Below are 18,805 nucleotides of genomic sequence, written 5' to 3'. Positions count from 1 at the left end.
CTGGTATCATGCGGGCAAACGCAGCCGGCCCGATAGGCCCGGCCCAGGCACTACCCTGCGAAGCGGCCCCGCCATACGGCGCGCCGCCGACGCCTCCCTACAGATCAGAGAAACGAGTTCCCTATGAGCACTTCATCGTCCCATCCATCGTTCTGGCGCAGAGTCCCGCTGGCTTTCGGCGCCTTCTTCAGCACCCTGTCGGACGCCGCCTATGCGGCCCGCGTGGAAAAGCTGTCCCTGCCCGAGGCCGCTCCCGTCGCGCCAGCAGCACCGGCGCCGGCCCCCGTGCCGACACCGGCGGCCGCGCCCGTCATCTTGAAAGAAGCGACGCCGGACGCCGCCCTGCAATTGCTGGCCCTGCTGCAACGCGAAGCGCGCCTGATCGACTTTACCCAGGAAAACCTGGGCAGCCATGCCGATGCCGACATCGGCGCGGCCGCCCGCGTCGTGCATGAAGGCTGCGCCAAGGTCATGCGCGAATACTTCACCATCGACGCCGTGCGCCAGGAAGCCGAGGGCAGCCGCATCGTCCTGCAGGAAGGTTTCGATTCCGCGCAAGTACGCCTGACGGGCAACGTGGTCGGCTCGGCCCCATTCACGGGCACCTTGAGTCACCGCGGCTGGCGCGCCTCCAGCGTGCGCCTGCCGAAACTGAGCGAGCAGCACGACGCGGCCATCCTGGCACCGGCCGAGGTGGAACTGTGAACGACACAACGAACAATGCCCCACGCTACGCCATCGGCATCGACCTGGGCACCACGCACAGCGCCCTGTCGTATGTGAACCTCGTCGAGAGCGACGGCGAACAGTCCAGCCACGGCGTGCTGAAAGTGCCGCAACTGTCGGCGCCGGGCACCGTCGAAGAACTCTCCTTGCTGCCATCGTTCGTGTACCTGCCGCACGGCGACGAAGTGGCGGCGGGCGACCTGGCCCTGCCCTGGGTCAGCGAGGAAGCCGAAGCACCGTTCGTCGTCGGCGAAATGGCCCGCAGCCGCGGCGCCACCACGCCTATCCGTCTGGTATCGAGCGCGAAAAGCTGGCTGTGCCACCCTGGCGTGGACCGCCGCGCGGCCATCCTGCCGAACGATGCGCCGGCGGAAGTGGCGCGCATCTCGCCGATTACGGCCGCCACGCGCTACCTGACGCATTTGCGCCAGGCCTGGGACAACGCCCACCCGCAAGCGCCGTTCGCCGAGCAGGAAATCACGGTGACGATTCCCGCCTCGTTCGATCCGGCCGCGCGCGAGCTGACGATGGAAGCGGCGCAGGCGGCCGGCTATTCCTCATTGACCTTGCTGGAAGAGCCGCAAGCGGCCCTGTACAGCTGGATCCAGACAAGCGAAGGACGCTGGCGCAAGGAAGTCAAGCCGGGCGACATCATTTTGGTCGTCGACGTGGGCGGCGGCACCAGCGACTTTTCGCTGATCGCCGTGCTCGAGCGCGACGGCGTGCTGGAACCGCATCGCGTGGCAGTCGGCGAACACATCCTGCTGGGCGGCGACAATATGGACCTGGCGCTGGCTCACCTGGTGGCACGCAAGCTGGCCGCCAACGGCACCGCCCTCGACGCCTGGCAAATGCGCGCGCTGACCTATGGCTGCCGCAGCGCCAAGGAAAGCCTGTTGGCCGACAGCGGCCTCGATGTGGCGCCCATCGTCGTGCCGAGCCGCGGCTCGAAACTGATCGGCGGCTCGATCCGCACGGAACTGACGCGCGCGGAGGTGTCCACCTTCATCCTCGACGGCTTCTTCCCGCAGGTGGAAGCGTCGAGCCGCCCGACAGTGCGCACGCGCGCCGGCCTGACGCAACTGGGCTTGCCGTATGCGCAAGACGCGGCCATCACGCGCCACCTGGCCGCCTTCCTGGGCCGGCAAGTGGCGGCGACCAGCGAACTGGAAGGCTTTGCCGGCCGCCAGGCGGACGGCGCCAGCTTTTTGCACCCGACGGCCGTGCTGTTCAACGGCGGCGTCTTCAAGTCCGACTTGCTGGTCCAGCGCATCATGGCGACCGTCAACGACTGGCTGTACATGGAAGGCGCGGAGCCGGCGCGCATGCTGGCCGGGGCCGACCTGGACCTGGCCGTGGCCCGTGGCGCCGCCTACTACAGCTACGTGCGACGCGGCCATGGCGTGCGCATCCGCGGCGGCACGGCCAGCGCCTTCTATGTCGCCATCGAATCGGCCATGCCGGCCATCCCCGGCATGGAACCGCCGATCCAGGCCCTGTGCGTGGCGCCGTTCGGCATGGAAGAAGGCAGCGAACTGGAACTGCCGGGCCAGCAATTCGGCCTCGTCGTGGGCGAACCCGTGCACTTCCGCTTCTTCGCCTCGTCCACGCGCCGTAACGACCAGATCGGCGACCTGCTCGACTTCTGGGGTCCCGACGAATTGCAGGAACTGAGCGAGATCCAGGCGACCTTGTCCGCCGAAGGCCGCTCGGCCGGCGACGTGGTGCAGGTCAAGCTGCATGCGCGTGTGACGGAAGCGGGCACCCTGGAACTGCTGGCCGTTTCCCCTGACGGCGCCGAGCGCTGGAAAGTGGAATTCGACGTGCGCGGCACGCCGCAGCAATAAGCATGCGCTGCGCTGCGGGCAAGCCGGCCTTCCTGGTCGGCATCGACCTGGGCACCACCAACACGGTGGTGGCCTATGCAGATGCTACCAATACGCAGGCAGGCATACAGCTGTTCGCCATCGAGCAGCTGGTCGCTCCCGGCGAAGTGGGCGCACGCCCCCTGCTGCCCTCGCTGCGCTACCACCCTGCCGCCGGTGAACTGGCGGCGGGCGACTTGCAGCTGCCGTGGCCGCAGCAGGACGTCGCTGGCGTGGAATCTGCCGTGCTGGGCGCCCTGGCGCGCCAATTGGGCGCCCAGGTACCGGGCCGGCTCGTTTCCAGCGCAAAGAGCTGGCTGTCGCATGCGAATGTGGATCGCCAGGCGCCCATCCTGCCGTGGGGCGCCGATAGAGATGTGGCCAAGGTCTCGCCCGTGGCGGCCAGCGCCAGCTACCTGGCCTACGTGCGCGCCGCGTGGAATCACCGCTTTCCGCAGGCTCCCCTGGAAGAGCAGGAACTGGTGCTGACCATCCCCGCCTCGTTCGACGAGGGTGCGCGCGCACTCACATTGGCATCGGCGCGCATGGCGGGCTTGCCCACCTTGCGGTTGGTGGAAGAACCGCAAGCGGCCTTTTATGATTACCTGCAGCGCCGGCGCGCCACCCTGCGTGAGGACCTGGCCGACACGCGCCGCATTCTGGTCTGCGACGTGGGCGGCGGCACCACCGATTTCAGCCTGATCGACGTCGCCTTCGATGACGATGGCGAACCGCAACTCACGCGCAGCAGCGTAGGCAACCATTTGATACTCGGCGGCGACAATATGGACCTGGCGCTGGCCCACCTGGTGGAAACGCGCATGGCGGCCGGTGTCGAAGGCGGCATGAAACTCTCGGCCGCGCGCTTGTCGCAGCTGATGGAACGCTGCCGCGCCGCCAAGGAACTGCTGCTGTCGCACGACGCACCAGATAGCGCCACCGTCACCCTGCTGGGCGCGGGATCGCGTTTGATCGGTGGCAGCCGTTCCGCCGACGTCACGCGCGAGGAAGTGGCGGCCATGGTAGTCGACGGCTTCTTTCCGAAGGTGGAACTCACCGAGACAGCGAAAAAAGGCCGCGCCGGCATCGTCGAATTCGGCCTGCCGTATGCGCAGGACGCGGCCATCACGCGCCACCTGGCCAGCTTTCTGCAGCAGCATCAGGGCGCACTGCCCGACACCCTGCTGCTGAACGGCGGCGTGTTCCGCGCCGACGCGCTGGCGCGCCGCCTGGCCGAGACTCTGGCGCACTGGCGCAGTGCTCCACTCACCATTCTGCATAACGATAATCCCGACGTGGCCGTGGCCCGTGGCGCCGTCGCCTACGCGCTGGCCCGCCGTGGCCAGGCGCCGCGCATCGGCGGCGGCTCGCCGCGCAGTTATTTCCTCGTGCTGGGCGAAGCGGGCAAGGACCACCGCGCCGTGTGCATCCTGCCCCGTGGCAGCGCCAGCGGCGAAGAAATCCGCCTGACGAAGCGGCTGTTCGCGCTGCGCCTGGGCCGGCCCGTGCGCTTCCACCTGGCCACCTCCCTCGCGGAAGCGGGCACGCCGCCGCAGCTGGGCGAGATCGTCGACCTGGACGCCGGCGAATACTTGCGCCTGCCGCCGCTGGCCAGCGTGCTGCAAGCGGAAAGCGGCGACAAGCGAGAGATCACCGTGCAGCTGGCAACCGTCATGACGGAAGTCGGGACTTTGGAAGTGCATTGCGTGGGCGAAGCCGACGCCAGCGCGCGCTGGCTGCTGGAATTCCAGTTGCGGGGCGAAGACGAAACGCAGGCCGAAACGTCCAGCGTGTCGCCGCGCGTGAAAGAAGCCATCGAAAAGATCGAGCGCATCTTCGGCGGCAAGGCGCAAAAGGTCGACACCAAGGAAGTACGCCAGCTGCGCCTGCACCTGGAACGGGGCCTGGGCGGACGCGAAAGCTGGGAGACTCCCCTGCTGCGCCAGCTGTTCGACGCCCTGCTGCTGCGCGCGCGCGGCCGGCGCCGCTCCGCCGAGCATGAGCGGGTGTGGTTGAACCTGGCCGGCTACTGTTTGCGTCCCGGCTATGGCGATGCGCTCGATCCATGGCGCATCGAGCAGCTGTGGGCCCTGTTCGACGCGGGCGTGCAGCACCACAAAGACAACCAGGTGTGCGCCGAATGGTGGACTTTGTGGCGCAGGGTGACGGGCGGATTGAATTCGGAGCAGCAATTGCGCCTGCTCGACGACTTCGCCTTCAACCTGCAAGCGGACGCGGCCCAGCGCGGCAGCCGCCCCGTCACCCTCGTGGGCGGCAGCGACGACGACATGCTGCGTCTGGGCGCGTCGCTCGAGCGCATTCCCGGCGCCTACAAGGCCGAAGTGGGCGCCTGGCTGCTGCAACGCCTGGACAAGGCCAGTAAAAAGGGCGAGGCAGCGGACACGAATACCTTATGGGCGCTGGCCAGGGTCGGCGCGCGCCAACCCTTCCACGGCAGCGCGCACGAAGTGGTCGACCGCGCCACCGTGGCCGGCTGGCTGGCCGTGCTGCTGGCGCTGGACTGGAAAAAGACGGAACCGGCCGCCTTCGCCGCCACCCACCTGGCGCGCATGACGGGTGACCGCTCGCGCGACATCGACGACGACTTGCGCGCCACGGTGCTGGCGCGCCTGAAAGCCGTCGGCGCCCCGCCCCTGTGGCAGGCCATGGTCAGCGAAGTGACGCAGCTGGACGAAGCGAATACCAAACGCATGCTGGGCGAAGCGCTACCGCCGGGGTTGAAGCTGATCGGGTAATTATCCCTCGCTACGCGCCCCACGATACCGCGGCAAGCCATCGGCCAATTTCACCCACTCCAGTTGCGTGTCCGTATAGATATGGCTGCGCGGCGGCAGTTGTTCCGGGTCGTCCAGGCTTCCGGTGGTCAACCCGACCTCGTCCGGGTCGCGCTCATCCTCGAACGTCAGCTGGGTGCCGCAGCGGGGACAAAAACTGCGCGTGCAGTGTTCGCTGGATGCATATGGCGTGGCCTCGCCCCGCAGCCAGCGAAAGTTCGCCCTCGGCACGCTGAACCAGGTGACAAACGGCGCGCCCGACGCGCGGCGGCACATCGAGCAATGGCAGGCCGTTTCATGAAAAGCGCCCATGCCCGCTTCGTAGCGCACGTCGCCGCATAAACATCCTCCGCTCAGCATGGCATCCTCCTGCAATTGAAAAAGGCGCCCAGTTTAGCGCCGCTGCGGCGCCACGGTTTGCGCTAGATCAGGGCGACGATCAACAGCAGCGCCGCCAGCGGCGCCTGCACCAGCACGATGCCCGGGTGCGTGCGGCGCAGCTGGGCCCACACGGACAGGCCCGGCACTTCCTCGTGCGGGTGATGGGCTTCGTCGCGCAGCGACATCGCGTGCAGGAACATGCCGGCAATAAGCGGGCCGGGATTGACCCACCAGCCTTGCTCGAGCAAGCCGCGCGACAAATAAATGGCTAGCGCGCCGATGGCAAACGGCGAGGCCCAGACCAGCACCAGCATCAAACGGATGCCATAGAATTCCGCCAATGTCCCCATGCGGTGCAAACGGCTGAAATCGTGGTCTTCCATGCGCCGATCGATGGCCAGTTCGGCGCGGCCGTACAGGGTCCACAGGCCGCCGAACAGGCAGCCCAGCAGCACGCCGATGACGATGTCGGCCACGAACACCGCATATTTATTGACGTCGGCCGTGCCGATGCCCAGCGACGTGTGGGCGGCCGCGTGCAGGTGCAGGCCGGCCTGCTCGCCTTCGGCCGTCGTATAGCGGTCGCGCACATCATACGTGCTGCCGATATACACGACGTTCTTGCGCAGCGCCCCGGCATCCACGCCGGCCTGGCCGTCGATCAGTTTGACGCGCGTGCGTGTGGGGTTCAGGAATGCCGGCGCCACGGCGGCCGGGTGAAACGGCGCGGTGACGGCGTTCTGTTCGGCCGCCGCCTTGGCGTCGCCATGGATGACGGGTTCGAACGCCCAGCGCGCCAGCTCCTTTTCGCTGCCCGTGCGCCGCGCCAGCTGGCACACGCGGCCGGCCAGCGCCACGACTTCCTTCTGCTCGGACAGGGCGGCCGGCATCGGCTGCTTGTGTTCCTGTTCGTCGGCGCCATGCGCCAGCTCGAAGGCCACGGCCGCCAGCACGGGACTTTTCAGCTCGATGCGCGTGACGGCGCCCATGCGTTCGCGGATACGCGGGCTGGCAAAGTGGATGCCGGCCGCGCAGCGCGCGCGTATCCACGGCAGATTCGCGTTCTGGTCAGATTGCTCGGGCAGGATCAGCACCAGTTGCCGGCCATGCGCGGCCAACTGGTCCAGCAAGCGGTCCAGTGGCCGCTCGCCGTCCTTGTGCTGTTCGTACACGGCTGGCGCCAGGTCCAGGTCGATGGCCAGCACCTTGCTGCCGCGCGCGGCGGCGCTGGCGATCAATTGCTCCAGGCGCGTGCGTTCCAGCGGCTCGCGCTCGTCGAAAACCTGTTCAAACGCGGGCTGGTCGATTTCGATGATGCCGGGCCGGTAGGCGGCGCCCGGGTCCTTGCCCCGGTCCAGCAATTGCCCCTGTTCCGCGCTGGCGCGCAGCATGGCCGCATCGAGCCATTCGAGCACGTGAAATCCTTCCAACGCCAGCATCAGCGCGGCGATCAGGCTGGCGCCGATCACGTGGTGCAGCAGATGCGTGCCCGTCAGCTTGAAGGCCGAGCCCAGCTGGGCGACGGGCCACAGCAGGCGCCGCCAGAACGGCGGGCGCGGGTGTTCTGGCTGGCTGGTTTCCACGGCGGCTCCCCTTGCATGCGATGCCTGAATTGCAATCCAGGCAACGAATAATGACAAAAGGATAGTGTATTGCAGTTGAGCCCGTTCGGCCGCACGGCTGGCACGGGCCCGCCTGGCACCTTACTTCGGCTTGGCCAGCAGCAGCTTGCCCAGCGCTTCGAAGGCCGGCGTGGTGGTCGGGTCGTTGGCCGCATTGGCCGCCGTCGGCGTGGAAGCAAAACGCACGATCACCATTTCCGCCTTCGGATCGACATAGATGCGCTGGCCGTACACGCCACGCGCCGTGTAGGCGCCATGGTCGTTATGCGTGACCCACCACATGTCGCGGTAGCTCCAGCCCTTGAGCAACTCATAACCAGCCTTGGCGAACAGCTGCTTGTCGCCGCCACGGCGGATATCGTCGACAACGGCTTTGGGGATGATTTGCTGGCCGTTGTAGCGCCCATCGTTGCGCAGCATCTCGCCGAAACGGGCCAGGTCGCGCAAGCCCGTGCTCAAGCCGCCACCGGCAAACGGTGTGCCGGTCGAATCGACGCTCATGTAGGCGTCCTGCTCGGCGCCCAGCTTTTGCCAGATACGCTCGGACAGGTAGTCGTTGACGTTCTGCCCCGTGACGCGGGCAATGATCCAGCCCAGCACGTCGGAATTGACCGTGCGGTAGCCGAACGCCTCGCCATGCCGGCCCTCGTGCCGCACCGTTTGCAGGTACTCGAAATAGCTGCGCGGCCCCGTATAGTCCTTCGGCTTGGGCAGCGGGTTGCCGGCCGCCGCGTGCTGCCACACTTCCGCTTTCGGATCGGCATAGTCTTCGCTGAATTTCAGGCCCGTGGTCATGTCGAGCACCTGGCGCACGGTGGCGTCGCCAAACGCCGAACTGGCCAGCTCGGGCACATACTCGGCCACCGTCTTCTTCGGATCGAGCTTGCCTTCGGCTACCAGCGCCGCGCCGAGGGTGCCCATGACCGATTTTGTCACCGACATCGCGCCGTGCTGGCCGCCCTCCTTCAGGACGCCCAGGTAACGCTCATACACGATGCGGCCCCGGTGCAGCACCACGATGCCATCCGTGTAGTTGGCGCCCAGCGACTGCTCCCAGGTCATCGTTTCCGTGGCACCCAGGGGCGTGAAGCGCAGGCTGTCGATATCGCCGCGCAGCGCGCGCGGCAGGGGCACGGGCGCTTTCAAGCCGCGCGCCACGTCCACCGTCGGCATCAGCTGGCGAAAGTGCGACACGCTCCAGCGCAGCTGCGGAAAATTGAAATAACTGCCATCGTCGAAGCGGATGATTTTATCGGCCGGCGGCGGCGCGCCCACCATCCATTGCAATGCGGCCGGATCGCTGGCGGCCGCTGACAGCGGCGCTGCCCCCGTCTCGGCCGCGTGGGCGCCGGCGGCCAGCGCCAGGCAGGTTGCGGCCAGGGCCAGGCGACGGATTGGTGGTGGTGTCGTCATGCGTCTTCTCCTGTTATGGCTGGCGCCGGCAACGGCGCTCGCTTCATGCGATGAATGCTAACAGAGAAACTTTTTATCTTGTCCTACGGCATCGTATCGTGCGGGCCACGTGCTGAGACAAACGTCTCACGCACGCGCCATGCTGCAGCGCAGGATGCGTGGCCCCGCGCTTCGTGCTACAAACAACTACACCATCAACACCAGCCACGAGACACTGGAGAGCGCCATGCCTTACGTCCGCCAGACCAGCCATATCGACCGCGTGCGCGACCTGATCGCCGGCCGCATCGTCAATCCAGGGGCCGATACGGCCAGGCTGGCCTCGTCGTACCGGCGCTCGCTGGACGACTACCGGCTCGACCCCGCCTCGACCACGGGACCGCGCATCCTGACGGGCGCCGAGCTGCGCGCCATCCAGCAATCCGAGGAAGATTTTCTGCGTTCCACGGGACAGTGCCTGCCGCGCCTGCACGCCATGGTGCGCGAAGCGGGCTACTGCGTCATCCTCGCCAATGCGCGCGGCGTGACGATCGATTACGTGGTCGACACGGACCAGCGCAAGGATTTCAAGAAGGCGGGCCTGTACCCCGGTTCCTGCTGGTCGGAAGAAGAGGAAGGCACGTGCGGCATCGCCTCCGTGCTGCTCGACCACGAAGCCATCACCGTGCACAAGACCGACCATTTTCGCGCCGCGTTCACGGGCCTGACCTGCAGCGCCGCACCGATCTTTTCGCCGCACGGCGACTTGATCGGCGTGCTCGATGCGTCGGCCCTGAGTTCACCAGACGCGCGCGACAGCCAGCGCCTCGTCAAGCAGCTGGTGCGGCAAGGCGCGACCCTGATCGAGGACGGCTTTTTTCTCAAGTCCTACAGCCATTGCTGCATCCTGCTGGCGCACCGCAACCGCCACTTCGTGGAAGTGCAGCCGGAAATGCTGCTCGCCATCGACGAACATGGCGACATCGTCGCCGCCAACCGCTGCGCGCGCGACGTCATCGTGGGCCTCGGCAGCCTGCCGCGTCCCGTCGCCGAGGTGCTGGAAGTGCGCGCCGAACGGCTGTTCGATGCGCGCGCGGCACATAGTCTGCTGTCCTTGCGCCTGGCCGGCGGCAGCACCTGGCTGCACGCGCGCGTGCGCGCGCCGCAGCGACCGGCCAAGGTGCGTCCGCGCGCCATGCGCGAGGCCACCGCCGCGCAAGACGTGGTGGCCTACACGGCGCCGGAACTGGCCGAACGCACGCGCATCGTCCACGCCATGAACGCCGCCAAATGGCGCCCGCTGCAGGCGGCCGCCATGCTGGGCATCTCGCGCGCCACCCTGTACCGGCGCCTCAAGCAGCTGCACATCGTGGCGCCGCACCGGCAATGATGCGACAAACGCGCTGAGACTTCCGTCTCAATCGTCGCCATGCTGCGCTGCGCAATGCGGCGCAAGAACGCCAGTGTTACAACATCGTCAGCGGCAACACAGCCGCATCCCATCATAAAGTCAACAGACTTGGAGGAGACACGATGCAAACCGATATCAACCCGCACGACCTGGCCGTGGCCGGCATCCTGGAGCAGCTCGAAGGCTTTCTCCGCGCCAGCGACAGCACGGGCGCCGCGCAACTGTTCGAACAGGATGGCTACTGGCGCGACCTGGTGCTGTTTACCTGGAACCTGAAAACCCTGGAAGGCCGCGAGCAGATCGCCGCCATGCTGGCCGCCCAACTGGGCGCCGTGCAGCCAGTCTCCATCCGCATCGCCGACGGCGAACATGCCAGCGAGGCAGGCGGCGTGCTGCAAAGCTGGATCACGGTGGAAACGAACGTGGCGCGCGGCACAGGCTTCATCCGCATCCGCGACGGCAAGATCTGGACCCTGCTCACCACCATGAGCGAATTGAAGGGTTTTGAGGAAGCCAAGGGCGGCCGGCGGCCCATGGGCGCCGAACACGGCGCGCGTACGAATCGCAGCAGCTGGCTCGAGCATCGCGAACAGGAGGCCGCGGAACTGGGCTACGCGCGCCAGCCCTACTGCGTCATCATCGGCGGCGGCCAGGGCGGCATCGCGCTCGGTGCGCGGCTGCGCCAGCTGAACGTCCCCACCATCATCATCGAGAAAAACGCCCGTCCCGGCGACAGCTGGCGCAAGCGCTACAAGTCCCTGTGCCTGCACGACCCCGTCTGGTACGACCACATGCCGTACATCCCCTTCCCCGACAACTGGCCCGTCTTCACGCCGAAGGACAAGGTCGGCGACTGGCTGGAAATGTACACCAAGGTGATGGAGCTCAATTACTGGGGCTCGACTTCCTGCGAATCGGCCAGCTTCGACGAAGCCACGGGCGAGTGGACGGTGCAAGTGCTGCGCGATGGCCAGGCCGTCACCCTGAAACCGAAGCAGCTGGTGCTGGCCACGGGCATGTCGGGCAAGGCGAACATGCCGAAGTTCAAAGGCATGGACGTGTTTCAGGGCGAGCAGCAGCACTCGTCGCAGCATCCGGGGCCGGACGCCTATGTCGGCAAGAAGGTGGTCGTCATCGGCGCGAACAATTCCGCGCACGATATCTGCGCCGCCCTGTGGGAAGCGGGCGTGGACGTGACCATGGTACAGCGCTCGTCGACGCACATCGTCAAGTCCGATTCCTTGATGGACCTGGCCTTGGGCGACCTGTACTCGGAACGGGCGCTGGCAGCCGGGATGACGACGGCCAAGGCCGACCTGACGTTCGCCTCGATTCCGTACAAGATCCTGGCCGACTTCCAGAAGCCCGTCTTCAAGGCCATCCGCGAGCGCGATGCGGACTTTTATGCGCGCCTGGAAGAACGGGGCTTCATGCTGGACTTTGGCGACGACGATTCCGGCCTGTTCATGAAATACCTGCGCCGCGGCTCCGGCTACTACATCGACGTGGGCGCCTCGGAGCTGGTCGCCGAGGGCAAGATCAAGCTGAAAAGCGGCGTTGGCGTGCAGGAATTGAAAGCCCATTCCATCGTGCTGTCGGACGGCACGGAACTGCCGGCCGACCTGGTGGTCTACGCCACCGGCTACGGCTCCATGAATGGCTGGGCGGCCGACCTGATCTCGCCCGAGGTGGCGAATAAAGTGGGCAAGGTGTGGGGACTGGGTTCCGCCACGACAAAGGACCCGGGTCCGTGGGAAGGCGAACAGCGCAATATGTGGAAGCCCACGCAGCAGCAATCGCTGTGGTTCCACGGCGGTAACCTGCACCAGTCGCGCCACTATTCCCAATACCTGTCGCTGCAGCTGAAGGCGCGCATGGAGGGCCTGGACACTCCCGTGTATGGGCAGCAGCAGGTGCATCACCTGGCTTGAAAGTGAAGCAGGCCGGATTAGCGCGGAACGCGCGCAATCCGGCCTGTCCTTGACGAAAAAATGGCGGCGGACCGAAGTGCGCCGCCATTTTTCATCCTGCCGCCAACGATTACTGCTTGATGGCTTCGATGGCGAAGGTCAGGGTGACGTCATCGCTGACAGCTGGTGCATATTTGCCGGCGTTGAATTCCGAGCGCTTGATCTTGGCCGTGGCGTTGGCGCCGCAAGCGTCTTTCTTCAGCATCGGGTGCGGTGCGCAGGTGAACGAGGTGACGGTCAGGGTCACTGGCTTGGTCACGCCTTTCAGGGTCAAATTGCCGTCGACGGAGGCCAGCTTGTCGCCGTCGAAGTTGAACTTGGTCGACTTGTAGGTGGCGACCGGGAACTTGGCCGTGTCGAGGAAATCTTCGCCCTGGATGTGCGAGTTGAACAGGGTCGAACCCGTGTCGACGGACTTGGTGTCAATCAGCACTTCGACGGCGCCCGTCTTGGCTGCGCGGTCCAGGGTGACCTTGCCGGTGGTGTTATTGAAACGGCTTTGCTGCGTCGAGAAGCCCATGTGGGTGTACTCGAAACGGGGGAAAGTGTGGCTGCCATCGATGACATAGACTTCTGGAGCGGCAAAAGCGGACAGCGAGAAGCCGGCGGCGGCGATAAAAGCGAGCAGTTTTTTCATGATGGATTCCTGATAGGAGTGGAGGATGTCAAAACCGCAAGCAGCTGCAGGCGGGAAGCGCTGCGGCTGATTGTCTGGCTTCAGTTGCAACAGATTATGCATGGCATGAAGATCGATGTAAAACGGAAAATATACCTAGTTAGCATCGAAAAAATCGATAGTAACGATAATGGCGTCCATGACAGCGTCTTCTGCTGCCGATTATTGTCTGCATTGCCAAAAATATCCAGCGTTATCAGATCATCAAATGAGAATGATTCTTGTTATTATTATTTAAAATGGTTATCATCGCGGCCCTGGCGGGCATGCAGCGCCGCCTTGATTCATCCATAATAGAGCAGAACACAGCACAGAAAAAACATGACGGCTCCCCGCCACGATACGAATACTTTGAACGCACTTCCCGCCGCCTCCCCGCTCCGCAGCCAGGGCCTGACCGCCGGCACCGTCGCCTGATGCGGGAGCCGCACGCCCAGGTGCCACTGCGCGAAGCGCACGGCGTACGCCTGCGCCGCTGGGCCTGGACGGCCGTCGGCGCCCTGATGGTGCTGCTGGGGATCATCGGCGCCATGCTGCCCGTCATGCCGACGACGATTTTCCTGATCCTCGCCCTGGCCTGCTTCAGCCGCGCCTCGCCGCGCCTCGAGCACTGGCTGCTGCACCACCGCCGGTTCGGCCCGCCGCTGCGCCAGTGGCGCGAACACCGCGCCGTCTCGCGGCGCGGCAAGGCCATGGCTTGCCTGGGCATGGCCATCGGCTTTGTCGCCATGTGCCTGGGCCATCCGCCGTGGTGGGTCATCGCCATGGTGGGCGCCATGGAAATCGCCGTCCTCGTCTACCTGTTGCGGCGTCCCGAAGGCCCTGCCGCCAGCGGGGCAGAATCTGCCCGCGAAGAGGGCAATGGCGGGCAGTAAACCGCCGCGCCCGCATCCAGAAAACGGCAAGTGCGCCGAACTGCGCATAAAAGCACCGCGATGCGTCCGCAGGGCATGGCGAACTTTTCACCAAGATTCGGCACCTTCGCGTCCGTCTACGTGATTAAATTTGGCAAGAACGCCGCTTTCCCGCTTTTTCAACCAACAAACAGGCGCATAGACATTATTTGCATATTCAAAGCAAGATTCTGTCGTAGGAGTAATAACACGATCGGAGGTATACTACGCAACCGACGTAACAGGCTGGGCGATTCGGCCCCTGCAAGCGCGCCTGTCACGGTCCAATAAAAAAGGAAACACTGCATGACCACATCACACCGCACGCCGGTGATTCGCATCGATGGCGCGAACAAGACTTTTGCGCTGCCCAAAGGCGAACAATTCCACGCGGTCAAATCGGTCACGCTGGAAGTCTATCCCGGTGATATTTTCGGCCTGATCGGCAAGAGCGGCGCCGGCAAATCGACCCTGCTGCGCCTGATTAACCTGCTCGAGCGTCCCGACAGCGGCACCATTACCGTGGCCGGGCGCGAACTGACCCGCCTGGGCAAGAGCGAATTGCGCGACGCGCGCCAGAACATCGGCATGATTTTCCAGCAATTCAACCTGCTGCAGAATGCCAGCGTCTTCGACAACGTCGCCTTCCCCCTGAAAATCCATGGCACGACCAAGGGCGAGCAGATCGCAGCCAGAGTCGAGGAATGCCTGGCGCTGGTCGGCCTGTCCGACAAGCTGCACAGCTATCCGGCGCAATTATCCGGCGGGCAGAAGCAGCGCGTGGCCATCGCCCGCGCCTTGGCCAGCCACCCCGACGTGCTGCTGTGCGACGAGCCGACGTCCGCGCTGGACGCGGAAACGACGCGCGCCCTGCTCGACACCCTGCGCGACATCAATGCGCGCCTGGGCGTGACTATCGTCATCGTCAGCCATGAGCTGTCGGTACTGGGCGCCATCTGCAACCGCGTGGCCGTCGTGGAAAACGGCGCCATCGCCGAACAATTCGAGTTGAGCGACACTGCCACCCCGCGCAAGACGGCGCTGGGACGCGAGCTGGCTTATTACGGCACCGAGGCGTTTGAAGCCACCGCATGGAAGGATGCAACACATGTTTGAAGAATCGATCAATAACGTCATCAACCTGCTGCCGGAAATCTGGGTGGCGCTGGGCCAGACCATGACCATGCTGGGCATTGGTCTCACGGCCGCCATCCTGATCGGCGGCCCGCTGGGCATCTTGCTGTTCCTCGTCTCGGAAGGCCAGTCGCTGGAAAACCGTCCGCTGTCGACGATCCTCGGCTGGCTGGTGAATACCGTGCGCAGCTTCCCCTTCATCATTCTGCTCGTTGCCCTGACGCCGTTTACGCGCATCATCGCCGGTACGTCGATCGGCCCGCTGGCGGCCAGCGTGCCGCTGTCGTTTGCCGCCATCCCCTACCTGGCGCGCCTGGTGGAACAGAACCTGCGCGAAGTGCCGCGCGGCGTGATCGAGGCGGCGCATGCCATGGGCGCGTCGGAAATGCAGATCATCTTCCGCGTACTGCTGGTCGAAGCGCGTTCCGGCCTCGTGCTGGCCCTGACCGTGCTGTCGATCAGCTTCCTGTCGTATTCGGCCGTGGCCGGCGTGGTGGGCGGCGGCGGCATCGGCGACCTGGCCATCCGCTACGGCTACTACCGCTTCGAGACGGACATCATGGTCGCCACCGTGGCCATCCTGATCGTGCTGGTGCAAACCATCCAGTTCGCCGGCACGCGCATCGCCAAGCGCCTCGACAAACGTTAATTCATCTTCAGTATTTCAGTACAAGGAAAAGCATGAACCACATTCGCCGCACCCTGCTCGTCGCCGCCACCAGCCTGGCCTTCGCCACCGCCGCCCACGCCAAGGACCCGAAAGAACTCGTCATCGGCACCAGCTCCGGCCCGTATTCGGACCAGCTGAAGCTGGGCATCAAGCCCATCCTGGAAAAACAGGGCTACAAGGTCAAGATCGTGGAATTCAACGACTACGTGCAGCCGAACTATGCGCTGGCCGAAGGCTCGCTGGACGCCAACGTGTTCCAGCACATCGTGTATCTGACCAAGTTCGCCACCGATAACAAGCTGCCATTGAGCCCCCTGATCACCGTGCCGACCATGCCGATCGGCCTGTACGGCGGCAAGCAGAAAACGCTGGCCGACGTGAAGAACGGCGCCACCATCACCATGCCGAACGACCCGACCAACCAGGCGCGCGCGCTGGTGATGCTGGCCAAGATGGGCTGGATCAAGCTCAAACCGAACGTCGATCCGCTGCGCGCGTCCGAACGCGACGTGCTGGAAAACCCGAAGAAGCTGAAACTGGTGCCGCTGGAAGCGGCGCAGCTGCCACGTTCGCTGGCGGACGCCGACTACGCTTTCGTCAACGGCAACTTCGCCCTGGCCGCCGGCATGAAGCTGACCTCGGCCCTCGCCGTGGAAAAGATCTCGGACAGCTACATCAACCTGGTCGCCATCCGCACGGCCGACAAGGCCAAGCCATGGGTCAAGGACCTGGAAGCGGCCTACCGCTCGCGCGCCTTCCTCGACGCGACGAACAAATACCTGGCCGGCTATGAAAAGACGGATTACCAGCTGGCGCTGGAAAAGACGCTGAAAAAATAAACGGTACGCTTGAAACGTAAAAAGGACGGCTGTTGCCGTCCTTTTTTTTTCGCCCGCGCTACGCGGACATGCCAACACTTAGAAGCGGTAACCGACGCCGACGCCGATCAGGATAGGATCGACCTTGACTTCGCTGGCCTTTGCGCCACCGATGAAGACGTCGCTGCGGATCTGCACTTTCTTGATGTCCAAGTTCAAGGACCAGTTTTTATCCAGCTTGTAGTCGACACCGGCTTGCAGCGAGTAACCCCAGCTGTCGTGCTCCAGGCGGCCGGCGCCGTTCAGCAATTTCACGTCGGAGATATTCGTGTAGTTGATGCCGGCACCCACGTAAGGGCTGAACTGTTTTTCCGGCATAAAGTGGTATTGCAGCGACAGGGTCGGCGGCAAGTGCTTGAAGGTACCGATATTGTTGCCATCGAGCTTGACGTCATGCTTTTGCGGGTAGGTCAGGATCAGCTCGGCAGCGATATTGGGGGTAAAGAAGTACGAAATATCGATTTCAGGAATCGTCTTGCTGCTGACCGTCAAACGGTCGGATGCGCCGACGCCACCAACAGGAGCAGATTTATCGGCCGGATCAATGTGCACGGCGCGGGCACGGACCAGCCATGGGCCTTCCTGTGCCATTGCGTTGCTGGCGAATGCGCCGATGGCGGCCAGGACGATTGCTGCTGCAGTTGCGGACTTTTTCATTCTAGTTCCCTCTTTTTGTCGTTAAGTAACGCTGCGAAGTCTAAGAGTGCAGTGCAACAAAAACTTTGATCCACATCAAATAGTGCTAGATGGCATCAATAGAGGGATTTTTTCCTTTGCCCAGGTCAAGAAAATGCGGCAGCGCGTCAATTCGCTTCGGCAAACAGGCCGGCGACCCAGTCGGCAAACACGCGCACGCGCGGCGACAGTTGCCGGTGATGGGGATACAGCACAGAGACGGGCAGCGGGTCGGGACGCAAGTGCCGCAGCACTTCCACCAGCTCGCCCGCGTCCAGCGCCTGCTCCAAGTGATAACGGGGCGCCTGGATCAGGCCCATGCCCGCGCGGCAGCAGGCGTGATATGCATCCGCATTGTTGACGGACACCGTGCCCGGCAAGGCCACGCTGTGCCGCTGGCCATCCACCTTGAAATCGAAGGGCCAGACCTTGCCCGTCTGGGCGGAAAAGAAATTGACGGCGCGGTGGCCTGCCAGTTCCGTCAGATTCTCCGGCATACCGTGCCTGGCCAGGTAGGCGGGACTGGCGCACGTCACTTGTTCGAGCAGCGCCACCCTGCGCGCCACCATCGATGAATCGCCCAATTCGCCCACGCGCAGCACGCAATCGACGCCTTCGCGCACCAGGTCGACGAGGCGGTCGCCCATGCCGATTTCCAGCTCGATCAAGGGATAGCGGGCGCAGAACTGGTCCAGCACGGGCATGACGAAATGCATGGCCAGGGTCGCATGCAAGTCGATGCGAAGCTTGCCGGACGGCTGCCGCGCCGCCGAACTGAACACGGCTTCCGTTTCTTCCAGGTCCGCCAGCAGGCGCACGCAGCGCTGGTAATACGCCTCGCCATCGGGCGTGGGCGTCACTTGCCGCGTGGTCCGCTGCAGCAGGCGCACGCGCAGCCGCGCTTCGAGTTGCTTGATCGCATGCGTGACGGTGGCTTTCGGATAGCCGAGGTCATGCGCCGCCTGCGTGAAACTGCGCAACTCGACGATGCGCGTAAAGATGCGCATCGCATCAAATCGGTCCATGCCCTGCCCCATTGTTATTCCTTGCTGCACAGTGTAGCGATATCGCTCTTGATTTTGCAATACCGACGCAAGATGCGTGCAACGCAATCGGGCCTTGCACCGATGTCACTGGTTTGCAGGCCAGCCGGCCAGCATACTATTTCCAGTTCACACGATACAAATGAGAATAGTAATGATTATCATTTGCGATATAATGAATGACCTCGCTAGGCGACTACAAAAAGGAATGGGAGACATGGATATATTGAGGGAACTGCGTGAATCGGGCTTGAAAGTGACCATCCCCCGCTTGCGGATTCTGCAGCTGTTTCAAGAAGGCACGATCAAGCACCTGAGTGCGGACGACGTCTACAAACTCTTGCTGGCCGAAAAAATCGACGTGGGCCTGGCCACCATCTACCGCGTGCTGATGCAGTTTGCCGAAGCGGGCATTCTGTTTCGCCGCCACTTCGAATCGGGCCACGCCGTCTTCGAACTGAACGAAGGCCAGCACCACGACCACCTGGTCTGCACGGGTTGCGGCAAGGTCGATGAATTCGTCGACGAAGGCATCGAACTGCGCCAGAACGAAATCGCCGCCGAGCGGGGCTTCGTGCTGCACGAGCACGCGCTGTCGTTGTACGGCACCTGCGCCGAATGTACGGCCAAGAAAGTCCCGCCGCGCCGGGCCTGAGGGTGCATGGGTATCTGGG

The 18,805-nt window shown here is 64.3% G+C and carries 16 protein-coding genes; 10 read left to right on the top strand and 6 right to left on the bottom strand.

Annotated features, from left to right (window positions below):
- Window positions 1–123: 123 nt before the first annotated feature.
- Genes GYK42_RS14730 through GYK42_RS14720 form a run of 3 tightly spaced genes read left to right on the top strand, consistent with a single transcriptional unit; the run spans window position 124 to window position 5,347 of the window.
- The gene (locus tag GYK42_RS14730) at window positions 124–705 is read left to right on the top strand and encodes a DUF2760 domain-containing protein (RefSeq protein ID WP_166448096.1); all 582 of its coding nucleotides are present in this window, start codon (window positions 124–126) and stop codon (window positions 703–705) included.
- A complete protein-coding gene (locus GYK42_RS14725; RefSeq protein ID WP_166448095.1) occupies window positions 702–2,573 on the top strand; it encodes an Hsp70 family protein in 1,872 nt (623 codons plus the stop codon). Before GYK42_RS14730 ends, GYK42_RS14725 begins: the two co-directional genes overlap by 4 nt.
- A 2-nt stretch (window positions 2,574–2,575) precedes the next feature.
- Entirely contained in the window at window positions 2,576–5,347 is a 2,772-nt protein-coding gene (locus GYK42_RS14720; RefSeq protein WP_166448094.1) for an Hsp70 family protein, read from the top strand.
- Here the strand turns inward: GYK42_RS14720 and GYK42_RS14715 are convergent, their stop codons facing one another.
- The 3 genes from GYK42_RS14715 to GYK42_RS14705 form a co-directional block, all read right to left on the bottom strand.
- Window positions 5,348–5,746 carry a GFA family protein gene (locus GYK42_RS14715; protein ID WP_166448093.1) on the bottom strand — a complete coding sequence of 133 codons (399 nt, stop codon included), beginning with the start codon at window positions 5,744–5,746 and terminating at the stop codon, window positions 5,348–5,350.
- Between the two features lie 62 nt (window positions 5,747–5,808).
- Window positions 5,809–7,350 carry a CHASE2 domain-containing protein gene (locus tag GYK42_RS14710; protein WP_166448092.1) on the bottom strand — a complete coding sequence of 514 codons (1,542 nt, stop codon included), beginning with the start codon at window positions 7,348–7,350 and terminating at the stop codon, window positions 5,809–5,811.
- A gap of 120 nt (window positions 7,351–7,470) precedes the next feature.
- Window positions 7,471–8,802 carry a serine hydrolase domain-containing protein gene (locus GYK42_RS14705; RefSeq protein ID WP_166448091.1) on the bottom strand — a complete coding sequence of 444 codons (1,332 nt, stop codon included), beginning with the start codon at window positions 8,800–8,802 and terminating at the stop codon, window positions 7,471–7,473.
- A 226-nt stretch (window positions 8,803–9,028) separates the two neighbouring features.
- Here GYK42_RS14705 and GYK42_RS14700 point away from each other — a divergent pair, with 226 nt between their 5' ends.
- A complete protein-coding gene (locus GYK42_RS14700; RefSeq protein ID WP_166448090.1) occupies window positions 9,029–10,171 on the top strand; it encodes a sigma-54-dependent Fis family transcriptional regulator in 1,143 nt (380 codons plus the stop codon).
- Between the two features lie 143 nt (window positions 10,172–10,314).
- A complete protein-coding gene (locus GYK42_RS14695; protein WP_166448089.1) occupies window positions 10,315–12,123 on the top strand; it encodes an NAD(P)/FAD-dependent oxidoreductase in 1,809 nt (602 codons plus the stop codon).
- A 109-nt stretch (window positions 12,124–12,232) separates the two neighbouring features.
- On the opposite strand, the gene GYK42_RS14690 is transcribed toward GYK42_RS14695, so the two are convergent.
- Complete coding sequence (locus GYK42_RS14690; RefSeq protein ID WP_034779171.1) at window positions 12,233–12,799, bottom strand: YceI family protein; 567 nt, start codon at window positions 12,797–12,799, stop codon at window positions 12,233–12,235.
- Between the two features lie 455 nt (window positions 12,800–13,254).
- Here GYK42_RS14690 and GYK42_RS14685 point away from each other — a divergent pair, with 455 nt between their 5' ends.
- From GYK42_RS14685 to GYK42_RS14670, 4 genes are all read left to right on the top strand, one after another.
- Window positions 13,255–13,713 (top strand): YbaN family protein, encoded by a 459-nt coding sequence (locus GYK42_RS14685; protein ID WP_166448088.1) that lies wholly within the window; start codon window positions 13,255–13,257, stop codon window positions 13,711–13,713.
- Between the two features lie 324 nt (window positions 13,714–14,037).
- Window positions 14,038–14,847: a methionine ABC transporter ATP-binding protein gene (locus GYK42_RS14680; protein WP_166448087.1), complete on the top strand. Its 810-nt coding sequence runs from the start codon at window positions 14,038–14,040 to the stop codon at window positions 14,845–14,847.
- Window positions 14,840–15,514, top strand: a complete 675-nt coding sequence (locus tag GYK42_RS14675) for a methionine ABC transporter permease (protein WP_046683994.1) — start codon at window positions 14,840–14,842, stop codon at window positions 15,512–15,514. Before GYK42_RS14680 ends, GYK42_RS14675 begins: the two co-directional genes overlap by 8 nt.
- 32 nt (window positions 15,515–15,546) lie before the next feature.
- Window positions 15,547–16,374 carry a MetQ/NlpA family ABC transporter substrate-binding protein gene (locus tag GYK42_RS14670; RefSeq protein WP_166448086.1) on the top strand — a complete coding sequence of 276 codons (828 nt, stop codon included), beginning with the start codon at window positions 15,547–15,549 and terminating at the stop codon, window positions 16,372–16,374.
- A 78-nt stretch (window positions 16,375–16,452) separates the two neighbouring features.
- On the opposite strand, the gene GYK42_RS14665 is transcribed toward GYK42_RS14670, so the two are convergent.
- Window positions 16,453–17,070 (bottom strand): OmpW/AlkL family protein, encoded by a 618-nt coding sequence (locus tag GYK42_RS14665; protein WP_058051318.1) that lies wholly within the window; start codon window positions 17,068–17,070, stop codon window positions 16,453–16,455.
- Window positions 17,071–17,216: 146 nt separating this feature from the next.
- Window positions 17,217–18,113: a LysR family transcriptional regulator gene (locus tag GYK42_RS14660; RefSeq protein ID WP_166448085.1), complete on the bottom strand. Its 897-nt coding sequence runs from the start codon at window positions 18,111–18,113 to the stop codon at window positions 17,217–17,219.
- Window positions 18,114–18,348: 235 nt separating this feature from the next.
- On the opposite strand from GYK42_RS14660, the gene fur reads away from it, so the two are divergent.
- On the top strand, window positions 18,349–18,786 hold the full coding sequence (fur, locus tag GYK42_RS14655; protein WP_099667281.1) for a ferric iron uptake transcriptional regulator: 438 nt from the start codon (window positions 18,349–18,351) through the stop codon (window positions 18,784–18,786).
- The last annotated feature ends 19 nt before the right edge of the window (window positions 18,787–18,805 follow it).

This window comes from Janthinobacterium lividum (genome assembly GCF_011601275.1).
GTDB classification, from domain to species: domain Bacteria; phylum Pseudomonadota; class Gammaproteobacteria; order Burkholderiales; family Burkholderiaceae_D; genus Janthinobacterium; species Janthinobacterium lividum_E.
Note: the sequence above shows the minus strand (reverse complement) of the source record. Positions and strands in the feature narration are given on the sequence as shown.

Bases quoted from the DNA above. Each gene is read 5' to 3' on its own strand.
- GYK42_RS14665 (WP_058051318.1), bottom strand. From the start codon at position 17,070: ATGAAAAAGTCCGCAACTGCAGCAGCAATCGTCCTGGCCGCCATCGGC.
- GYK42_RS14675 (WP_046683994.1), top strand. From the start codon at position 14,840: ATGTTTGAAGAATCGATCAATAACGTCATCAACCTGCTGCCGGAAATC.
- GYK42_RS14680 (WP_166448087.1), top strand. From the start codon at position 14,038: ATGACCACATCACACCGCACGCCGGTGATTCGCATCGATGGCGCGAAC.
- GYK42_RS14695 (WP_166448089.1), top strand. From the start codon at position 10,315: ATGCAAACCGATATCAACCCGCACGACCTGGCCGTGGCCGGCATCCTG.
- GYK42_RS14715 (WP_166448093.1), bottom strand. From the start codon at position 5,746: ATGCTGAGCGGAGGATGTTTATGCGGCGACGTGCGCTACGAAGCGGGC.
- GYK42_RS14720 (WP_166448094.1), top strand. From the start codon at position 2,576: ATGCGCTGCGCTGCGGGCAAGCCGGCCTTCCTGGTCGGCATCGACCTG.
- fur (WP_099667281.1), top strand. From the start codon at position 18,349: ATGGATATATTGAGGGAACTGCGTGAATCGGGCTTGAAAGTGACCATC.
- GYK42_RS14730 (WP_166448096.1), top strand. From the start codon at position 124: ATGAGCACTTCATCGTCCCATCCATCGTTCTGGCGCAGAGTCCCGCTG.
- GYK42_RS14690 (WP_034779171.1), bottom strand. From the start codon at position 12,799: ATGAAAAAACTGCTCGCTTTTATCGCCGCCGCCGGCTTCTCGCTGTCC.
- GYK42_RS14670 (WP_166448086.1), top strand. From the start codon at position 15,547: ATGAACCACATTCGCCGCACCCTGCTCGTCGCCGCCACCAGCCTGGCC.
- GYK42_RS14660 (WP_166448085.1), bottom strand. From the start codon at position 18,113: ATGGACCGATTTGATGCGATGCGCATCTTTACGCGCATCGTCGAGTTG.
- GYK42_RS14685 (WP_166448088.1), top strand. From the start codon at position 13,255: ATGCGGGAGCCGCACGCCCAGGTGCCACTGCGCGAAGCGCACGGCGTA.
- GYK42_RS14705 (WP_166448091.1), bottom strand. From the start codon at position 8,802: ATGACGACACCACCACCAATCCGTCGCCTGGCCCTGGCCGCAACCTGC.
- GYK42_RS14700 (WP_166448090.1), top strand. From the start codon at position 9,029: ATGCCTTACGTCCGCCAGACCAGCCATATCGACCGCGTGCGCGACCTG.